This is a genomic window from Pseudomonas sp. L-22-4S-12 (assembly GCF_009799935.1).
Lineage (GTDB): Bacteria > Pseudomonadota > Gammaproteobacteria > Pseudomonadales > Pseudomonadaceae > Aquipseudomonas.
Genome location: NZ_WELL01000002.1, coordinates 515,759 through 533,832, shown reverse-complemented (window position 1 = coordinate 533,832; position 18,074 = coordinate 515,759). Strand labels below are relative to the sequence as shown.

Annotated in this window: 16 protein-coding genes and 1 pseudogene; 10 read left to right on the top strand and 7 right to left on the bottom strand. The window is 66.3% G+C overall.

Annotated elements, in window-relative coordinates; translation table 11 throughout:
- Nucleotides 1-89 precede the first annotated feature (89 nt).
- A complete protein-coding gene (locus F3I16_RS09105) occupies nt 90-2,408 on the top strand; it encodes a response regulator (RefSeq protein WP_160493382.1) in 2,319 nt (772 codons plus the stop codon).
- A gap of 143 nt (nt 2,409-2,551) precedes the next feature.
- On the opposite strand, the gene F3I16_RS09100 is transcribed toward F3I16_RS09105, so the two are convergent.
- The 3 genes from F3I16_RS09100 to msrB all read right to left on the bottom strand — a co-directional run bounded on the left by F3I16_RS09100 (nt 2,552) and on the right by msrB (nt 4,019).
- Nucleotides 2,552-3,010: a MarR family winged helix-turn-helix transcriptional regulator gene (locus tag F3I16_RS09100; RefSeq protein ID WP_160493415.1), complete on the bottom strand. Its 459-nt coding sequence runs from the start codon at nt 3,008-3,010 to the stop codon at nt 2,552-2,554.
- 5 nt (nt 3,011-3,015) lie between these two features.
- The gene (locus tag F3I16_RS09095) at nt 3,016-3,501 is read right to left on the bottom strand and encodes a glutathione peroxidase (RefSeq protein ID WP_160081188.1); all 486 of its coding nucleotides are present in this window, start codon (nt 3,499-3,501) and stop codon (nt 3,016-3,018) included.
- 122 nt (nt 3,502-3,623) lie between these two features.
- Nucleotides 3,624-4,019, bottom strand: coding sequence for a peptide-methionine (R)-S-oxide reductase MsrB (gene msrB, locus F3I16_RS09090; RefSeq protein ID WP_160493381.1), 396 nt, complete (start codon nt 4,017-4,019; stop codon nt 3,624-3,626).
- A gap of 178 nt (nt 4,020-4,197) precedes the next feature.
- On the opposite strand from msrB, the gene F3I16_RS09085 reads away from it, so the two are divergent.
- The 3 genes from F3I16_RS09085 (at nt 4,198) to htpX (ending at nt 6,874) form a co-directional block, all read left to right on the top strand.
- Nucleotides 4,198-5,409: a pyridoxal phosphate-dependent aminotransferase gene (locus F3I16_RS09085; RefSeq protein ID WP_160493380.1), complete on the top strand. Its 1,212-nt coding sequence runs from the start codon at nt 4,198-4,200 to the stop codon at nt 5,407-5,409.
- A gap of 47 nt (nt 5,410-5,456) precedes the next feature.
- A complete protein-coding gene (locus F3I16_RS09080; protein WP_160493379.1) occupies nt 5,457-5,912 on the top strand; it encodes a hypothetical protein in 456 nt (151 codons plus the stop codon).
- Nucleotides 5,913-6,001: 89 nt separating this feature from the next.
- Nucleotides 6,002-6,874 carry a protease HtpX gene (gene htpX / locus F3I16_RS09075; RefSeq protein ID WP_160493378.1) on the top strand — a complete coding sequence of 291 codons (873 nt, stop codon included), beginning with the start codon at nt 6,002-6,004 and terminating at the stop codon, nt 6,872-6,874.
- 68 nt (nt 6,875-6,942) lie between these two features.
- Here htpX and F3I16_RS09070 read toward each other — a convergent pair whose 3' ends face one another.
- Nucleotides 6,943-7,602, bottom strand: coding sequence for a thiopurine S-methyltransferase (locus tag F3I16_RS09070; RefSeq protein ID WP_160493414.1), 660 nt, complete (start codon nt 7,600-7,602; stop codon nt 6,943-6,945).
- Nucleotides 7,603-7,702: 100 nt separating this feature from the next.
- Here F3I16_RS09070 and F3I16_RS09065 point away from each other — a divergent pair, with 100 nt between their 5' ends.
- Nucleotides 7,703-8,470: a class III extradiol ring-cleavage dioxygenase gene (locus F3I16_RS09065; RefSeq protein ID WP_160493377.1), complete on the top strand. Its 768-nt coding sequence runs from the start codon at nt 7,703-7,705 to the stop codon at nt 8,468-8,470.
- A 143-nt stretch (nt 8,471-8,613) separates the two neighbouring features.
- Here the strand turns inward: F3I16_RS09065 and F3I16_RS09060 are convergent.
- From F3I16_RS09060 to F3I16_RS09050, 3 genes and pseudogenes are all read right to left on the bottom strand, one after another.
- Nucleotides 8,614-10,327 (bottom strand): annotated as a pseudogene (locus F3I16_RS09060) (DEAD/DEAH box helicase).
- A gap of 271 nt (nt 10,328-10,598) precedes the next feature.
- Complete coding sequence (locus F3I16_RS09055) at nt 10,599-11,354, bottom strand: spermidine synthase (RefSeq protein WP_160493375.1); 756 nt, start codon at nt 11,352-11,354, stop codon at nt 10,599-10,601.
- The gene (locus tag F3I16_RS09050; protein ID WP_160493374.1) at nt 11,351-12,319 is read right to left on the bottom strand and encodes an AraC family transcriptional regulator; all 969 of its coding nucleotides are present in this window, start codon (nt 12,317-12,319) and stop codon (nt 11,351-11,353) included. Before F3I16_RS09050 ends, F3I16_RS09055 begins: the two co-directional genes overlap by 4 nt.
- A 103-nt stretch (nt 12,320-12,422) precedes the next feature.
- Between F3I16_RS09050 and F3I16_RS09045 the strand changes: the two genes are divergently transcribed.
- From F3I16_RS09045 to F3I16_RS09025, 5 genes are read left to right on the top strand one after another with little or no spacing between them, the layout of a single operon-like run.
- Complete coding sequence (locus F3I16_RS09045) at nt 12,423-13,763, top strand: NAD(P)/FAD-dependent oxidoreductase (RefSeq protein WP_160493373.1); 1,341 nt, start codon at nt 12,423-12,425, stop codon at nt 13,761-13,763.
- The gene (locus F3I16_RS09040; RefSeq protein WP_160493372.1) at nt 13,744-14,670 is read left to right on the top strand and encodes a bile acid:sodium symporter family protein; all 927 of its coding nucleotides are present in this window, start codon (nt 13,744-13,746) and stop codon (nt 14,668-14,670) included. Before F3I16_RS09045 ends, F3I16_RS09040 begins: the two co-directional genes overlap by 20 nt.
- On the top strand, nt 14,670-15,452 hold the full coding sequence (locus tag F3I16_RS09035; protein ID WP_160493371.1) for an SDR family NAD(P)-dependent oxidoreductase: 783 nt from the start codon (nt 14,670-14,672) through the stop codon (nt 15,450-15,452). Before F3I16_RS09040 ends, F3I16_RS09035 begins: the two co-directional genes overlap by 1 nt.
- On the top strand, nt 15,452-16,192 hold the full coding sequence (locus F3I16_RS09030) for a sulfite exporter TauE/SafE family protein (RefSeq protein ID WP_160493370.1): 741 nt from the start codon (nt 15,452-15,454) through the stop codon (nt 16,190-16,192). Before F3I16_RS09035 ends, F3I16_RS09030 begins: the two co-directional genes overlap by 1 nt.
- Nucleotides 16,189-17,979 carry an amidohydrolase family protein gene (locus tag F3I16_RS09025; protein WP_160493369.1) on the top strand — a complete coding sequence of 597 codons (1,791 nt, stop codon included), beginning with the start codon at nt 16,189-16,191 and terminating at the stop codon, nt 17,977-17,979. The genes F3I16_RS09030 and F3I16_RS09025 overlap by 4 nt, the downstream gene beginning before the upstream one ends.
- Nucleotides 17,980-18,074 lie beyond the last annotated feature (95 nt).

Here is an 18,074-nt window from a genome sequence, read left to right as displayed (position 1 = left end):
ACTCACTCCTCAAAAGCGCCCCTGCCGGCAGCAAGGTGCGATGGGCTATGCTTGGCTGGCGCACGGACTCAGGAACACACCCACACTCTATGGATATATCACTCACCCACCGCCTGTCGTTCAAACAGGCCAGTCTCACGGTGCTGGTGGCATTTATCCTGGGAACCCTGCTCAGCCTGATTCAGGTCAGCCTGGATTATGCCAGCGAAGATGCCGCCATCGACCTGGAAATCAACTCGCTGCTGGAAATCAGCCACAACCCGGCCGCGCGCATCGCCTACAACATCGACGCCGAACTGGCCCAGGAACTGGTACTCGGCCTGCTGCGCTCGCCGGCGGTGATGCGCGCCGAGATCATCGACAACAGCGGCATGACCCTGGCCTCGGTGGAGCGCGCCGCGACGCAGAGCGGCTACCGCCTGTTCAGCGACTTCCTGTTCGGCAAGCGCCGCCTGTTCGTCGACCAGCTGTTCGTCAGCCACGCGCCCAACGAAGCACTGGGCCAGCTGCGCCTGGAAGTCGACACCTTCGCCTTCGGCAGCGACTTCCTGCGCCGCGCGGTGCTGACCCTGCTCACCGGCTTCGTGCGCAGCCTGCTGCTGTCGCTGATCCTGCTGGTGCTGTTCTACGCCATGCTGACCAAGCCGCTGATCGGCGTGATCCGCGCCCTGAGCGATCGCGACCCGCGCCGCGACTTCACCCCGGTGCCCTGCCCGCCCGGCCACGAGCAGGACGAGATCGGCACCCTAGTGGCGGTGACCAACCGCCAGCTCACCAATATCCACGAGGAAATCGGCCAGCGCCGCGAGGCCGAGGATCGCCTGACCCAGTACCTGGCCGAGCTGGAGAACATCGTCTCGGCGCGCACCGCCGAACTGAAGGCCACCAACGCCCGCCTGACCCTGTCCAACCGCGAACTGGAGGAGGCGCGCAGCACCGCCCTGGACATGGCCCAGGCGCGCGCCGCCTTCCTCGCCAACATGAGCCACGAGATCCGCACCCCGCTCAATGGCCTGCTCGGCATGCTCGCACTGTCCCTCGACGGCCCGCTGAATGCCGAGCAGCGCCAGCAGCTGTCGATCGCCCACGACTCGGGCAAGGTGCTGGTGGAGCTGCTCAACGACATCCTCGACCTGTCCAAATTCGAGGCCGGGCAGCTGGAGCTGGAGAAGATCCCCTTCGACCTCGGCAGCCTGGTCGAAGAGACCGCCAGCCTGCTGTCGCAGAATGCCGGGCCGAATGTCGAACTGACCTGCCTGATCGACCCGCGCCTGCCGGCGCAGCTGCTCGGGGACCCGACCCGGGTACGCCAGATCGTCAGCAACTTGCTGTCCAACGCCCTCAAGTTCACCCGTTTCGGCCGTGTCGACGTGCATGTCAGCCCAAGCGCCGCCGGAGTGCGCATCCTGGTCAGCGACACCGGCATTGGCATCGCCGAGGAAGCCCAGTCGCGAATCTTCCAGCCGTTCACCCAGGCCGGCGCCGGCATCACCCGCCAGTACGGCGGCACCGGCCTGGGCCTGGCCCTGACCCGGCGCCTGTGCGAGGCCATGCACGGGCAGCTCGGCGTCACTTCGCAGGAAGGCTTCGGCAGCCAGTTCTGCGCCGAGCTGCCCCTGCCCAGCCATGCCGCCGCACCGGCATGGCCGAAGCTCAGCGGCCGGGTTGCGGTCTTCTGCCCGGCCAACAGCGGCCTCGTCGAGCTGCTCGGCAGCTGGCTGGGCAACTGGGGGCTGAGCCTGCACCGCTACGACAGCGATGCCAGCCTGGCCGGCCTGCAGGCCGATCTGCTGATCTGCGACAGTGCCGAACGCCTGCGCGAACTGCGCCAGGCCAGCAGCGCCCCGCTGCTGCTGGTGGCGGCCTATGGCGGCTTCATCAGCGGCGCACAGAGCAGCGAACTGGCGCCGTTCGAGCAACTGGCCCGGCCCCTGGCCCGCAGCGCCCTGCAGCAGGCCCTGCAGCGCCTGCTGCAGCCACGCCAGGACAACCGCGAGCCCGCCAGCAGCCCGCACCTGGACAAGCTGCGCCAGGCCCACGTGCTGCTGGTGGAGGACAATCCGGTCAACCAGCTGGTGGCCAAGGGCATGCTCGCCAAGCTCGGTTGCGAGGTCGCCGTCACCGCCCATGGCGGCGAGGCACTCGGCTACCTGGAGAAGCACCCGGTCGACCTGGTGCTGATGGACTGCAACATGCCGGTGATGGATGGCTACGAGGCGACCCGGCGCATTCGCCAGAGCGGGCGCTGGCCGAACCTGCCGATCATCGCGCTGACCGCCAACGCCCTGCCCGACGAACGCGAGCGCTGCCAGGCCGCCGGAATGAACGACTACCTGGCCAAACCGTTCCGCCGCGAAGACCTCACCGCCCTGCTGGACAACTGGCTGCCCGTCAGCACGGCCCGCTAGCAGCAGGCCGTTGAAAAATGTTGGCGAGGCAGCCGAGGCAAGGCAAAAACGGCCGAAAAAGCGCAGTTTACGTGTTGTAAATGAGCATTTTGAGGCCGTTTTTAACGCAGTATCGGCAACGCAGGTAGTTTTTCAACGGCCTGCTAGGGCGCGCCCAGCAGCTTGAGCAGGCTACCAAGGGGCTGGCGCAGCCCCTCCAGTTCGCCGAGATCGATAGCGCTTTCGCACAGCAGGCGGCGCTTGAGGGGCAGGACCCGCTCGCGCAAGTCCATGCCGGCCTGGCTCAGGCGCAGATGCACCTCGCGCTCATCGCGCGGCGAGCGCTGGCGCAGCACCAGGCCCAGCTGCTGCAGGCGCTTGAGCAGCGGCGTCAGGGTGCCGGAGTCGAGCAGCAGCCGCTCGCCCAGGGCCTTGACCGTCGGCTGCTGTGGCGGGGTCGCCTGCCACTCCCACAGCACCAGCATGGCCAGGTACTGCGGATAGGTCAGGCCCAGCTCGTCGAGCATCGGCCGGTAGGCCCTGGTCACCGCGCGCGAGGCGGCGTAGAGCTTGAAGCACAGCTGGTTGTCGAGCAGCAGCTGGGCGGCATCGCCGTCATTCATGGGGCTCATTGCAGCAGGGCTTCGATCTCGGCGCTGAGGTCTTCGGGCTTGGTGGCGGGGGCAAAACGCTTGACCACCTGACCGTCGGCACCGATGAGGAACTTGGTGAAGTTCCACTTGATGCCCTGGCTGCCCAGCAGGCCGGGGGCGCGCTTCTTCAGCTGCACGAACAGCGGATGGGCGTCGCTGCCGTTGACGTCGATCTTCTTGAACAGCGGGAAGCTGACGCCGAAGTTCAGCTCGCAGAACTCGGAAATCGCCCCCTCGTCACCCGGCTCCTGCTTGCCGAACTGGTTGCAGGGGAAGCCGAGCACCACCAGACCCTTGTCCTTGTACTGCTGCCAGACGCTTTCCAGGCCCTTGTACTGCGGGGTGAAACCACACTTGCTGGCCGTGTTGACCACCAGCACGGCCTTGCCGCCGAAATCGGCCAGGGTCTTCTGCTCGCCCTTGATGGTGGTGACCGGGATATCAAGCAACTTGTCGTGCATGGGTGACGCTCCGAACGGATTGGGAATCCTGATTAATATAGTTAGCAATTTAATTGCACACAATTCGATTGCTGAAAAATAAGGCCCGCCGATCGGCGAGCCCCACCCCGACCGGTGCCGCGCTACCCGCGCGGGACCAGCTTCAGCGACAGCGAGTTGATGCAGTAGCGCATCCCGGTCGGCCGCGGCCCATCCGGAAACACATGACCCAGGTGGGCATCGCACTTGGCGCACTTGACCTCGACGCGCTGCATGCCGTGGCTGAAGTCGGCCTTCTCGGCGATCACCGCGGCGCTCACCGGCTGGAAATAGCTGGGCCAGCCGCTGCCGGAGTCGTACTTGGCATCCGAGTCGAACAGCGCCTCGCCGCAGCAGGCGCAGTGGTAGATGCCGGGCACCTTGCTGTCGTGATACTCGCCGCTGAAGGCACGCTCGGTGCCGCCCAGCCGGCAGACATGGAACTGCTCGTCGGAAAGCTCGCCGCGCCAGGCTTCCAGGGGTTTCTCGATCTTGTCCATGGGGTGCACCTCCGAGGTAGAAAAAAGCCCGACCTGTACCTTTTCCGGGCATCGGGCCGCACGTATCATGCGTCCCTCTTTGGACGCCAGTCTGGCTGCTGCGTTACAGCGCGACAAGGTGCTCATCGCCGGGTCCGGCGCTGCACCGCGCGGCACTTACTATCGGGACTACAGGATCATGCAGGTCAGCAAATCGAACAAGCTCGCCAACGTCTGCTATGACATTCGCGGGCCGGTGCTCAAGCACGCCAAACGCCTGGAAGAGGAAGGCCATCGCATCCTCAAGCTGAACATCGGCAACCCGGCGCCGTTCGGTTTCGAAGCCCCGGAGGAAATTCTCCAGGACGTGATCCGCAACCTGCCCACCGCCCAGGGCTACAGCGACTCCAAGGGCCTGTTCAGCGCGCGCAAGGCGGTGATGCAGTACTACCAGCAGAAGCAGGTGGAAGGCGTCGGCATCGAAGACATCTACCTCGGCAACGGCGTCTCCGAGCTGATCGTGATGGCCATGCAGGCGCTGCTCAACAACGGCGACGAGGTGCTGATCCCGGCCCCCGACTACCCGCTGTGGACCGCGGCCACCGCCCTGGCCGGCGGCAAGCCGGTGCATTACCTGTGCGACGAGCAGGCCGGCTGGTTCCCGGACCTCGCCGACATGCGCGCCAAGATCACGCCGAACACCAAGGCCCTGGTGCTGATCAACCCGAACAACCCCACCGGCGCCGTGTACTCGCGCGAAGTGCTGCTGGATATCGTCGAACTGGCGCGCCAGCACAACCTGGTGATCTTCTCCGACGAGATCTACGACAAGATCCTCTACGACGCCGCCCAGCACATCTCCACCGCGTCCCTGGCTCCCGACGTGCTGTGCCTGACCTTCAACGGCCTGTCCAAGTCCTACCGAGTCGCCGGCTTCCGCTCCGGCTGGGTAGCCATTTCCGGGCCCAAGCACAAGGCGCAGAGCTACATCGAAGGCATCGACATCCTGGCCAACATGCGCCTGTGCGCCAACGTGCCGAGCCAGCACGCGATCCAGACCGCGCTGGGCGGCTACCAGAGCATCAACGACCTGGTGCTGCCCAACGGCCGCCTGCTGGAGCAGCGCAACCGCACCTGGGAACTGCTCAACGACATTCCCGGGGTCAGCTGCGTCAAGCCGATGGGCGCGCTGTACGCCTTCCCGAAGATCGACCCCAAGGTCTGCCCGATCCACAACGACGAGAAGTTCGTCCTCGACCTGCTGCTCTCCGAGAAGCTGCTGATCGTCCAGGGCACCGCCTTCAACTGGCCGTGGCCGGATCACTTCCGCGTGGTCACCCTGCCGCGCGTGGACGAGCTGGAACAGGCCATCGGCCGGATCGGCAACTTCCTCAAGTCCTACCGTCAGTAACCGGCCCGCGGGCGGCCTGACCGCCCGCGCCATCCAAGAGCCGCCCCATGGATCTGCAGATCGACGAGTTCTACAAGGATGCCGCCGCCGGCATGCTCCTGCTCTACCAGGCCTTCCCGCGCAAGATCGCGCTGTACGTGGAAGACCTGATCGGCCGCGAGGAGCCGGACGAGTTCGGCCTGCCCAGCAAGCGCCACCAGAGCTGCCTGGGCGCCCTGCTGTGGCTGGCCGAAGAAGGCTACCTGCGTTACGACTCGACCATCGCCTACGATGCCCTCGACCAGGCCGTGCTCAGCGAAAAGGGCTTCCTGCGCCTGTCCCGCGGCGTACCGCACAGCCTGCCGGCCGGCGACAACCCGCCACCACCGGCGGTGCGCCGGGTGCAGGCCACCCTGGCCTGGCAGCTGCGCGAGGCGCTGTCGCTGCACAACAGCGAAAAGGTCGCCCGCCTCACCCGCCTGCTGTTCGAGAGCGCTCTAAATCCGGCCCGGGACATAGTTTGAAATAGTCACCGGGTTGAAGATGGCAGGGCTACGCCCCTATATAGCCTGCATTATCAGAACGTCTCTCGCCTGAGGAGAAGCTTTACACCATGATGCGCATTCTGTTGTTCGTGGCCACCAACCTGGCGGTGCTGATCATCGCCAGTATCACCCTCAAACTGCTGGGGGTAGATCGCTTCACCGGTCAGAACTACGGCAGCCTGCTGGTCTTCTGTGCCGTATTCGGCTTCGCCGGCTCGCTGGTCTCGCTGTTCATCTCCAAGTGGATGGCGAAGATGAGCACCGGCACCCAGATCATCACCCAACCGCGCACCCGCCACGAACAGTGGCTGCTGCAGACCGTAGAAGAACTGGCCCGCGATGCCGGGATCAAGATGCCGGAAGTCGGCATCTTCCCCGCCTACGAGTCCAACGCCTTCGCCACCGGCTGGAACAAGAACGACGCCCTGGTCGCCGTCAGCCAGGGCCTGCTCGAGCGCTTCTCGCCGGACGAAGTGAAAGCCGTGCTGGCCCACGAGATCGGCCACGTGGCCAACGGCGACATGGTCACCCTGGCGCTGATCCAGGGCGTGGTGAACACCTTCGTGATGTTCTTCGCGCGCATCTTCGGCAACTTCGTCGACAAGGTGATCCTGAAGAACGAAGACGGCCCGGGCATCGGCTACTTCATCGCGACCATCTTCGCCGAACTGGTCCTGGGCATCCTGGCCAGCATCATCGTCATGTGGTTCTCGCGCAAACGCGAATTCCGCGCCGACGACGCCGGCGCCCGCCTGGCCGGCACCGCGTCGATGATCGGCGCCCTGGAGCGCCTGCGTGCCGAACAGGGCGTGCCGGTGCAGATGCCCAGCAGCATGACCGCCTTCGGCATCAATGGCGGCCTGAAGCATGGCCTGGCCGGCCTGCTGATGAGCCACCCGCCGCTGGAAGAGCGCATCGCCGCCCTGCGCCAGCGCGGCTAAGCGCCACACCTACAAAAAGGGCGACCCGCGGGTCGCCCTTTTTTGTTTTCACGCAAACGGCAACGCCATCACCGCCGCTTGTCCAGGCGATAAACCGCCTCATCCAGCCGCTGCAGCCCGCGCTTGAGAAACTTCCAGTTCTCCCCCAGCACATCGAGCGTTTCCAGCGCCTGCACCTGCCAATCCGGCTCCAGCAGGCGCCGTACCTCCTGTGCCGGCACGGCGAACGGCGGTCCGGCCATCTGCTCCTGCGGATAATCCAGGGTCACCAGCAGCCCCGCGCAGACCGGCGGCAGAATCTGCGCCAGGTGGCGCACGTAACGCTCGCGCAGCTCGAGCGGCAAGGCGATCAGCGCCGCCCGGTCGTACAGCGCCTGGCAGCCGGCCACATCGGCGGCCGTCAGGGCAAAGAAATCGCCACACCAGAGTTCCAGATTGCCGGCCCGGTGAATACGGAACGCCCCGCGCACCTCCACTTCGGCCGTCAGCCCCTGCTCGCGGAAGAAGTCTTCGACCGCCTTCTCTGCCAGCTCCACGCCCAGCACGGCATGCCCCTGGGCCGCCAGCCAGAGCAGATCCAGGCTCTTGCCGCACAGCGGCACCAGCACCCGGCTGCCCGGCTGCAGCGCCAGGCCTGGCCAGTGGCGCTGCAGATAGGGATTGACCTCCTCCAGGTGAAAACCTATCTGCCCCAATGCCCAACGTTCCTGCCAGAAGTCCTGCTCCACCATCCCTCCTGAAAATTCGATCAATAAGCCGCAAAATTTCCGCTGGAAGCCCACAGCCCCCAGCCGGAAGATGAACACATCCTACTGCAAGGCGCCGCCCATGCTGCCATCTCTGTTCATTTCCCATGGTTCCCCCATGCTAGCCCTGGAGCCCGGCGCCAGTGGCCCTGCCCTCGCCCGCCTGGCCAGCGAGCTGCCCAGGCCCAAGGCGGTGCTGGTGGTTTCCGCGCACTGGGAAAGCCATGAGCTGCTACTCGGCAGCGCTCCCCTGCCGCGCACCTGGCATGACTTCGGCGGCTTCCCTGCACCGCTGTACGCCGTGCAGTACCCGGCGCCCGGCTCGCCGCAACTGGCCCGCCAGGCCCAGCAGCTGCTGATCAGCGCCGGCCTGGAGGCGCACCTGGACGAGCAGCGCCCGCGCGACCATGGCGCCTGGGTACCGCTGTCGCTGATGTACCCGCAGGCCGATATCCCGGTCGTGCAACTGTCGCTGCCCAGCCAGCTCGGCCCGGCACTGCAGACCCGCGTCGGCCAGGCCCTGGCCAGCCTGCGCGAACAGGGTGTGCTGCTGATCGGCTCCGGCAGCATCACCCACAACCTCGGTGAACTGGACTGGCGCGCCGGCCCGGACATCATCACGCCCTGGGCCCTGGAATTTCGCGACTGGATGGTGGAAAAACTGCAGGCCGACGACGAGACGGCCCTGCACGACTACCGCCACCAGGCCCCGCACGCCCGGCGCAACCACCCCAGCGACGAACACCTGCTGCCACTGTATTTTGCCCGCGGCGCCGGCGGCGCCTTCAAGGTCGAGCACAGCGGCTTCACCTATGGCGCCCTGGGCATGGATATCTACAGCTTCGCCTGAGCCAGCCCGGACTGCCTAAAGGCAAGCACTTGCAGCTGGTTTATCGGCAAAGTTCGCCAACACAATCCACACCGATAACCACTAAATGAAAAGCCCCGCACTTGGCGGGGCTTTTCATTCAGCTTTGGCTCGATCCCAAGGGATCAATCCTCGCGATAACGACGCAGCTTCAAGGCCTTGCCGGCGACGCGGGTGTCCTTGAGCTTGCCGAGCAGGCGATCGAGGCCTTCTTCCGGCAGTTCGATCAGGCTGAAAGTCTCGCGGATCTGGATGCGACCGATGGCTTCGCGGGCTAGGCCGCCCTCGTTGAGGATCGCACCGAGCAGGTTCTTCGCGGCGATGCCGTCGCGAGTGCCCAGGGCGGTACGGCAACGGGCACGGCCTTCGGCCAGCGGCACCGGGGCACGACGTTCACGCGGGGCGAAATCGCCGCTGCGCTCGCCATCACGCTCGCGACGCTCGCGCGGGGCGCTGACGGTCGGCACCAGCGGCTGCTCGCGCTCGACATCGGCCAGGTTCAGCGACTGGCCATTGGTGGCCTTGCGCAGCAGGGCCGCGGCCAGGGCGCGCGGGGTGCAGCCGATATCGGCGACCAGACGGTCGAGCAGCTCGCCATGGCTGGCTTCGGCATCGGCCACCAGCGGCGCCAGGCTGTTGGTCAGCTTCTTGATGCGCGCATCCAGCACCTGCTGGGCATTGGGCAGGCGCACTTCGGCGACTTTCTGCCCGGTCACGCGCTCGATCACCTGCAGCATGCGGCGCTCGCGCGGGGTGACCAGCAGCAGCGCACGGCCGACGCGACCGGCACGGCCGGTACGACCGATACGGTGCACGTAGGACTCCGGGTCGTACGGCATGTCGACGTTGAGTACGTGGGTGATGCGCGGTACGTCGATACCACGGGCGGCCACGTCTGTGGCGACCACGATGTCCAGACGGCCGTCCTTCAGCGACTCGATGACACGCTCGCGCTGGTTCTGCGCGATGTCACCGTTCAGCGCGGCAACCTTGTAGCCCTTGGCTTCCAGCGCGGAGGCCAGGTCCAGGGTGGCTTGCTTGGTGCGCACGAAGGCGATCAGGGCGTCGAATTCCTCGACTTCCAGCAGGCGCGAAACGGCCTGGACCTTCTGGTCGGCATGCACCATCAGGTGCGCCTGTTCGATCAGCGAGACGGTCTGGGTCTTGGCGGCGATCTTGATGTGCTTCGGTTCGCGCAGGTGCTTCTCGGCGATGGTGCGGATCGAGGCCGGCAGGGTCGCGGAGAACAGCACGCTCTGGCGGCTGGCCGGCATGGCCTGGAAGATCACTTCCAGGTCGTCCATGAAGCCGAGCTTGAGCATTTCGTCGGCTTCGTCCAGCACCAGGTGGCTGATGGTCGACAGCAGCTGGTCGTTGCGGCTCAGGTGGTCGACCAGACGACCCGGGGTGGCGACGATGACCTGGGCACCCATGCGGATGGCCTTGAGCTGCGGGCCCATCGGCGCGCCGCCGTAGACGGCGACCACGCTCAGGCCGGGCATCTGCTTGGAGTAGGTTTCGAACGCGGTGGCCACCTGCAGGGCCAGCTCGCGGGTCGGCGCGAGGATCAGCGCCTGCAGTTCACGCCTGGCCGGGTCGATCTTCGACAGGATAGGCAGGGCGAACGCGGCGGTCTTGCCGGTACCGGTCTGCGCCTGGCCGATCATGTCGTGGCCGGCGAGGATCACCGGGATCGCCTGGGCTTGAATGGGGGACGGCTCTTCGTAGCCCACCGCGGTCAGCGCAGCGAGAATAGAAGGATGAAGGCCGAGTTCGGCGAAAGTGCCGGTTACTTCCTGGGTCATGGGTCTGCCTCTAGGTGCATCCGCAAAGACCCAAGTTCCAAAGCTGCACATGCCATGTAGGACCCGAAGGTCACCCTGGCAGCCGTGTAGGCGGGGATTTGCGAAAACTAATATGGATAACGTCAAGGATAGTCCGCACAGCGGACAAGCAGCGAAGACAGTGCTTCGTGGAGTTGCTTCACCTGAACCTGGCCAGATTTTGGCCGGGCGCGAATCATACAGGAAAATTATGACCGCGAGACAGATTTTTTGACGCCCCGCTCAGTTTGCCCGACCGACAACCCCTCCGCCTCTGGTCGCCGTGCTCAGCTGGCCGGGCGCAGCACATCGATCAAGGGCTGCAGCGAGTAGCCCAGGCGCGGCGCCAACTCGGCGGCGCGGGCCGAGAGCAACTCGGGCTGCAGCTCCTGCTCCAGATCGGCCGGAACCAGCAGGATGACGTTGCCCTCCTTCACCGGAATTTCCCAGTAATGGCGGTGGTACAGGCCGCGCAGCAACGCCGCGCCGAGCGGCTTGCCGTCGTCGGTGCCCCACTGGTTGATCACCAGCCAGCCGCCCGGATTGAGCTTGGCCTGGCAGTTTTCCAGGAACTTCCAGGCCAGGTGGCCGACCGCCGGGCCGGTGTCGGTGTACAGGTCGAGGAAGATCAGGTCGGCCGACTCGGCGCTGTCGAGCAGCTCCAGGGCATCGCCGATGCGGATGGTCAGGCGCGGGTCGTCGGCCAGGCCGAGGTATTCCATGGCCAGGCGCGGCACATCCGGGCGCAGCTCGATCACCTCGACATCGTCCAGGTTCAGGAAGCTCAGGCAGGCCTGGGTCAGGTTGCCGGCGCCCAAGCCGAGGAACAGCGCGGTTTCCGGCTGCTCATGGCACAGTGCGCCGAGCAGCATGGCGCGGGTGTAGTCATACTCCAGCCACTTCGGGTCGCGAGTGAACACGCAGCTCTGCTCGATGGCATCGCCGAATTCGAGGAAGCGGTAGTCGCCGACCTCCAGTACCCGGACCAGACCGAACTCGTCCTGCACCTCGGCCAGTACCCGCTCTTCACGCAAATCACTCATTCACTCTGCCCCTGGCGAAACTGCCCTGGTGTCATGCTGCTCCAGCGGCGGAAGGCCTTGGCGAAAGCACTCTCATCGGAAAAGCCGAGACGCTCGGCGACGTCGGCCAGGCGTGGCGACTCGCGCAGCAGCCGCTCGGCCATGGCAAACAGCACCTGCTCGCGCAACAGCTTGAAACTGCTGCCCTCCTCGGCCAGCTTGCGGTTGAGGTGGCGCCCGCTCAGTGCCAGCTGTTCGGCGACGCGTTCCTTGCCCCAGCGCGGATGCTGGCGCAGCAACTGCTGCACGCGCACCGCCAGGCTCTGCGTACCCAGGCGTTCGAGCAGGCTATCGGCGAGGCCGCGCAGGTGTTCGCGCATCAGCGCATTGGCCTGGATCAGCGGCACCCGCAGGTCACTTTCGGCAAACAGCAGCGCATTGTCCGCAACCTCGAACTGCAGCGGGCAAGCCAGCAGCCCGGCATAGCTGGCTAGCTCGCCACGGGCGGCATGGCTGAAGCTCAGCTGCAACGGCCCCAGCTGGTTGCCGGCAATCCAGCGCGTCATCTGCAGCAGGCTGGCCAGCACCGCCTCGACCCGCTCCTCACGGCGCACCTGGTAATGCGGCTGGTAGACCAGGCGTACCTGCCCGGGAGCCCGCTGCAGGCTGAACTCGCCGCCCTCGCCGACGATCGGGTAGTACTCGAGCAGGGCTTCCAGCGCCTCGCCGACCGTTTCGCAGCTCATCAGCAGGGCGCCGACCATGTCCAGATGGCCGACCTGCAGGGCGCAGCCCAGGCGCAGGCCGATCAACGGATCGCTGGAGGCGCTGCAGAAGGCCTCCCACAGGGCGTCCTGGCGCGCCAGCGGAATGCGCGCCTCGCCACCCAGCGCGCGCAGCTCGGCCGGCAGCGGCAAGGCCAGGCGCTCGGCGGCCTGGAGGATGGCCTGGGCGTAATGCACGGTGACGGAAGGGGTGCTGCTCATGGTCCTGAATTAACCGGGAAAGGTCCTGATTGAGCCGTTACGGCCTGCGCGGGGGTGCATATGCTCACGGAATAACACTAGAAAGACAATCGAGACGCCTTGCATGCACGCCATTATCGGAGCCGGCCCCATGGGGCTGGCGGCTGCCCGTCAGCTACAACGCCATGCTATCCCCTTCGTCGGCTTCGAGTTGCACAGCGATGTCGGCGGCCTGTGGGATATCAGCAACCCGCACAGCACCATGTACGAGTCGGCGCACCTGATCTCGTCCAAGGGCACCACCGCCTTCGCCGAATTTCCCATGCCCGCCGAGGTGCCGCACTACCCGCGGCACCAGCAGATCGGCCAGTACTTTCGCGATTACGCCGAGCACTTCGGCCTGCGCCAGCACTACCAGTTCAATACCCGCGTGCTCAAGCTGGAGCACCTCGACCAGGGTTGGCGCCTGATCAGCGAGTGTGCCGGCGTACGGCGCGAATGGCAGTTCGACGGCGTGCTGATCGCCAACGGCACCCTGCACACGCCCAACCAGCCAGCCCTGCCCGGCCCGTTCGCCGGCGAGCTGCTGCATTCCTCAGCCTACAAGTCGGCGGACATCTTCGTCGGCAAGCGCGTGCTGGTGGTCGGCTGCGGCAACTCGGCCTGCGACATCGCCGTGGATGCCGTGCACCGCGCCGCCTCGGTCGACCTCTCGGTACGCCGCGGCTACCACTTCCTGCCCAAGTTCATCCTCGGCAAGCCCACCGACACCTTCGGCGGCGCGGTCAAGCTGCCGCGCCGGCTCAAGCAGCTGGTCGACGGCCTGCTGGTGCGTGCCCTGCTAGGCAAGCCCTCGCAATACGGCCTGCCCGATCCGGACTACCGCCTGTACGAGTCGCACCCGGTGATGAACTCGCTGGTGCTGCACCATCTCGGCCATGGCGACATCCAGCCGCGCGGCGATATCCGCAAGGTCGACGGCCATAGGGTGACTTTCGCCAATGGCGAGAGCGCCGACTACGACCTGATCCTCCAGGCCACCGGCTACAAACTGGATTACCCCTTCATCGACCGTGCCGAGCTGAACTGGCCACAGGACGCCGGCGCGCCGCAGCTGTACCTCAACGTGTTCCACCCGCTGCATCGCGACCTGTTCATGCTCGGCATGATCGAAGCCTCCGGCCTCGGCTGGCAGGGCCGCGCCGAGCAGGCCGAACTGGTCGCCCTGGTGATCCGCCAGCAGCTCGATGGCCACCCCTCGGCCGCGCGCTTCCACGAGCAGGTAGAGCAACGCTTCGCCCAGCGCCTGGACGGCGGCTACGCCTACCTGCCGCTGGAACGCATGGCCTACTACGTGCACAAGGACAGCTACCGCGCCGCGCTCAAGGCCCATATCGCCGAACTCAAACAGCACCTGACCCCGATTTCGCCAAAGGAAAGCCTCGATGCCTGCCGTCAATCTTGAGTTTTCCCCCAGCGCGATGATTGCGCTGAACGCCATCATCGCCCTGATGATGTTCGGCGTATCCCTGGAGCTGCGCGCCGATGACTTCAAACGCATCCTACGCACGCCCAAGGCGCCACTGATCGGCCTGTTCGTGCAGTTCGTGCTGCTGCCGGCCAGCACCTGCCTGCTCACCAGCCTGCTGCCGATCGACCCGAGCCTGGCCCTGGGCATGATCCTGGTCGCCACCTGCCCGAGCGGCACCTTCTCCAACATCATGACCTGGCTGGGGCGCGGCAACGTCGCCGTGTCGGCCAGCGTCACCGCGGTGTCGAGCATCACTGCGGGGATCTTCACCCCGCTCAACTTCGCCCTGTACGCCGGGCTCAACCCCAACACCCGGGCACTGCTCACCGAGATCAGCGTCGACCCGGTCGAACTGCTGGCCATGGTCGTGCTGGTCCTGGTCCTGCCGATGATCGCCGGCATGCTGCTCGGCAAGCGCCGCCCGCAGCTTGCACGCCGAATGGAGAAACCGCTGCGCAACTTCTCCCTGCTGGTGATGCTGGCCTTCGTCGGCGGTGCCTTCGCCAAGAACTTCGAACAGTTCAGCGAACACTTCCACCTGTTCTTCTGGCTGGTGGTCACGCTCAACGGCATGGCCCTGCTGCTCGGCTACCTGTGCGCACGCCTGTGGCGCCTGCCGGAGGCCGACGTGCGCGCCGTGACCCTGGAAACCGGCATCCACAACTCGGCCCTGGGCATGGCGCTGATCTTCACCTTCTTCCCGCAGGCCGGCGGCATGCTGTTGATCGCCGCCTTCTGGGGTTGCTGGCAGCTGCTCTCCGGGCTGCTGCTGGCACTGTTCTGGGCCCGGCGCCCACCGGCCGGCCAAGCGAGCGTGGCGCTCGGCGAAGGAGCCCAGTGATGCGCGTAGTGCTGATCACCGGCGCCGCCAGCGGCCTCGGTTGGGAGCTGGCCAAGGCCTGCCACGCCCATGGCGACCAGCTGCTGCTGACCGATATCGACGCCAGCGGCCTGGCCGCACGGGTTGCCGAGTTGGGTGAAGATCGCGTGCAGGGCATCGCCGGCGATATCTGCGATGCCGAGCTGCACCGCCAGCTGCTCAAGGCCTGCCGTGAACGATTCGGCCGCCTCGATGTGCTGCTCAACAACGCCGGCATCACCCACCGTTCGCCGACCACCCGCACCGATCCGGCGGTGTTTCGCCAGGTCATGGCCGTGGACTATCACGCGCCACTGGAACTGACCCTCACCGCCCTGCCGCTGCTGCGCGAGAGCCGTGGCCAGGTCGTCGCCATCGGCTCCATGGCCGGCTGGATGCCGGTACTCGGCCGCGCCGGCTACTGCGCGGCGAAAAGCGCCCTGGGCCAGGCCTTCGAGGTGCTGCGTGCGGAAATCGTCCGCGACGGCATCCAGCTGCTGATGGTCTACCCGAGCTTTCTCGACACCCCTATCGACCGCAACGCCCTCGGCGCCGACGGCAAGCCGGCCGGCCATGCCCGCTCGACCTTTGGCAAGGTGCGCGGCGCCGACTGGATGGCCGGGGAAATCCTCAAGGGCCTGGCGGTCGGCCAGCAACGCCTGTTCCCCGATCGCGGCAGCTGGCTGGCCAGCCTGCTCTGGCGCGTGGCGCCGGCGCTGTACTACCGGCAGATGAGCCAGCGCTTCACCGCGGAGATGGACTGATGGCCTTCGCCCCCTACGCCCTCGGCGTATTCATCCTGCTGGCCTACACCCTGGAAGCCGTCACCGGTTTCGGCAGCATCGTGATCGCCCTGTCGCTCGGTGCCCTGCTGCTGCCTATCGACCAGCTGCTGCCGGTACTGGTGCCGCTGAATATCGGCATGACCGGCTACCTGGTCTGGCGCCACCGGGCGCAGATCGACCGTCCGCTGCTGCTCGGCACCATCCTGCCCGGCATGCTGCTCGGCACCCTGCTCGGCTACCTGTTGCTGCCGTATCTGGACGAGGCGCTGCTCAAGCGCTGCTTCGGCGCGCTGATCCTCTGGTTCGCTGGGCGCGAGCTGTGGCGCCTGCGCCATGCTGCCACGCTGCCAGTGCGGCCGCAGTGGCTGACTCGCCTGCTGACCCTCGGCGCCGGCCTCAGCCACGGCCTGTTCGCCTCCGGCGGGCCGCTGCTGGTGTTCGGCCTGGCTGGCACCAGCCTGGACAAGGCGCGCTTTCGCGCCACCCTGGTCAGCGTCTGGTTCACCCTCAACAGCTTGCTGACTGCCGCCTTCCTCGTCGACGGCCGCCTGCTGCCGGCGCTGCCGCAGGTGCTCGCCTATGCACCGCTGCTGCTGGTCGGCCTGTGGGCCGGCGAGCGCCTGCACCGGCGCTTCGACGAGCGTCATTTCCGCATCGCCATCTACATCCTGTTGCTGGTCACCGGCACCCTGCTGCTGGCGCCCTGGAGCCTGCTATGAGCTACGACATCATCATCAAGAACGGCCTGTACTTCGACGGCACTGGCGCACCCGGCGCACTGCGGCATATCGGCATCAAGGCCGGACGCATCGATGCGGTCAGCCTCAGCCCGCTGATTGAGAACGGCTGCCCCGAGGTGCTCGACGCCGCCGGGCGCTGGGTAACTCCGGGCTTCCTGGAAATCCACTCGCACTACGATGCCGAGGTGATCGCCGCGCCGGCGCTGAAGGAATCGGTACGCCACGGCGTGACCAGCGTGACCATCGGCTCTTGCTCGATCAGCATGGTGCTGGCCGATGCCGAGGACTGCTCAGACCTGTTTACCCGCGTCGAGGCGGTGCCGCGTGAATACGTGCTACCGATCCTGCAGGCGAAGAAGACCTGGCGCGACGCCGCCGGCTACCGCGCCTTCTACGACCAGCATCCGCTGGGACCGAACGTCAGCTCCTTCCTCGGTCACTCCGAGCTGCGCGTGGCGGTGCTCGGCCTGGAACGTGCCACCCGCAAGATCAAACCGAGCGAAGCCGAGCTGCAGCGCATGGAACAGCTGCTGGAAGAGGCGCTGGATGCCGGCTGCATCGGCCTGTCGGTGATGACCACCAAGCTCGACAAGATGGACGGCGATCGCGCCTGGTCCAGCCCGCTGCCGTCGACCTTCGCCAGCTGGACCGAGTTCTCCCGCCTGTTCGCCGTGCTGCGTCGCCGCGGGGCGGTGCTGCAGGGTGCGCCGGACGCGGTAACCAAGGTCAACGTATTCGCCTTCCTCTACCAGGCCCACGGCTGGTTCAGGAAACCGTTGAAGTGCTCAATGCTCACCGCCCTGGACCTCAAGTCACAGCCGCTGCTGCACCGTTTCACCCGCCTCTCCGGCTGGCTGGCCAACCGCGTGCTGCGTGGCCACTTTCGCTGGCAGACCCTGCCAGCACCCTTCACCCTGCGTCTGGAAGGGCTCAACGTGAACGCCTTCGAGGAGTTCGGCGCCGGCGAGATCCTGCGCAATATCAAGGACCCGGACCAGCTGTACGCCAAGGTGTTGGAGCCGGAGTTCCGCGCCCTGTTCAAGAAGCAGGTCAAGGCCATCCTCACCAAGGGCCTGTGGCACCGCGACTTCTCCGACTGCTGGGTGACCGAGTGCCCGGACGCCAGTCTGGTCGGCAAGAACTTCAAGCAACTCGGCGCCGCCCGCGGCCTGGACCCGGTGGACGCCTACTTCGAGCTGGCCTGCCAGTACCGCGAGGCGCTGAAGTGGACCACCTGCTACGGCAACCAGCGCCTGCCGGTGATGCACAAGCTGCTGGCCAGCCCCTGGACCCAGCCCGGCTTCGCCGACTCCGGCGCGCATCTGCGCTCGATTGCCCAGTACAACTTCCCGCTGCGCTTGCTCAAGTACGTGCGCGACGCCGAACTGGCCGGCACGCCGTTCATGGAAATGGGCCGCGCGGTGCACAGGCTGACGGGAGAGCTCGCCGACTTTATCGGTGTGGAGGCCGGCACCATCCGCGTCGGCGACCGCGCCGATGTGGTGATCGTCAATCCGGCCGGGCTGACCGACGAGCTGGACGAGATGCATGAAGCGCCGATGGAGGTGATCGGCCTGCAGCGGGTAGTCAAGCGTAACGACGCGGCGGTGGACGCCACCCTGATCAATGGCCGCATCGCCTACCATCGTGGCGCCGGGTTCCCCGAGGCGCTGGGCAGGCAGCGCGGCTTCGGCTGCTTCCTGCCGGCGCGCGACCTGTTGTCGCGCCAGGCCGGCGCCGCCATGTGGCAGCCGGCGGCCATCTGAGGCGCAGCGCCAGGCCCGGGCCCAGCACCGGATAGCGGCGCCAGCACGCCGATCGGCTTACGCGTTCGGGCCGATCGGTTACCATGACTCTCTGC

Bases quoted from the DNA above. Each gene is read 5' to 3' on its own strand.
- F3I16_RS09105 (WP_160493382.1), top strand. From the start codon at position 90: ATGGATATATCACTCACCCACCGCCTGTCGTTCAAACAGGCCAGTCTC.
- F3I16_RS09100 (WP_160493415.1), bottom strand. From the start codon at position 3,010: ATGAATGACGGCGATGCCGCCCAGCTGCTGCTCGACAACCAGCTGTGC.
- F3I16_RS09095 (WP_160081188.1), bottom strand. From the start codon at position 3,501: ATGCACGACAAGTTGCTTGATATCCCGGTCACCACCATCAAGGGCGAG.
- msrB (WP_160493381.1), bottom strand. From the start codon at position 4,019: ATGGACAAGATCGAGAAACCCCTGGAAGCCTGGCGCGGCGAGCTTTCC.
- F3I16_RS09085 (WP_160493380.1), top strand. From the start codon at position 4,198: ATGCAGGTCAGCAAATCGAACAAGCTCGCCAACGTCTGCTATGACATT.
- F3I16_RS09080 (WP_160493379.1), top strand. From the start codon at position 5,457: ATGGATCTGCAGATCGACGAGTTCTACAAGGATGCCGCCGCCGGCATG.
- htpX (WP_160493378.1), top strand. From the start codon at position 6,002: ATGATGCGCATTCTGTTGTTCGTGGCCACCAACCTGGCGGTGCTGATC.
- F3I16_RS09065 (WP_160493377.1), top strand. From the start codon at position 7,703: ATGCTGCCATCTCTGTTCATTTCCCATGGTTCCCCCATGCTAGCCCTG.
- F3I16_RS09055 (WP_160493375.1), bottom strand. From the start codon at position 11,354: ATGAGTGATTTGCGTGAAGAGCGGGTACTGGCCGAGGTGCAGGACGAG.
- F3I16_RS09050 (WP_160493374.1), bottom strand. From the start codon at position 12,319: ATGAGCAGCACCCCTTCCGTCACCGTGCATTACGCCCAGGCCATCCTC.
- F3I16_RS09045 (WP_160493373.1), top strand. From the start codon at position 12,423: ATGCACGCCATTATCGGAGCCGGCCCCATGGGGCTGGCGGCTGCCCGT.
- F3I16_RS09040 (WP_160493372.1), top strand. From the start codon at position 13,744: ATGCCTGCCGTCAATCTTGAGTTTTCCCCCAGCGCGATGATTGCGCTG.
- F3I16_RS09035 (WP_160493371.1), top strand. From the start codon at position 14,670: ATGCGCGTAGTGCTGATCACCGGCGCCGCCAGCGGCCTCGGTTGGGAG.
- F3I16_RS09030 (WP_160493370.1), top strand. From the start codon at position 15,452: ATGGCCTTCGCCCCCTACGCCCTCGGCGTATTCATCCTGCTGGCCTAC.
- F3I16_RS09025 (WP_160493369.1), top strand. From the start codon at position 16,189: ATGAGCTACGACATCATCATCAAGAACGGCCTGTACTTCGACGGCACT.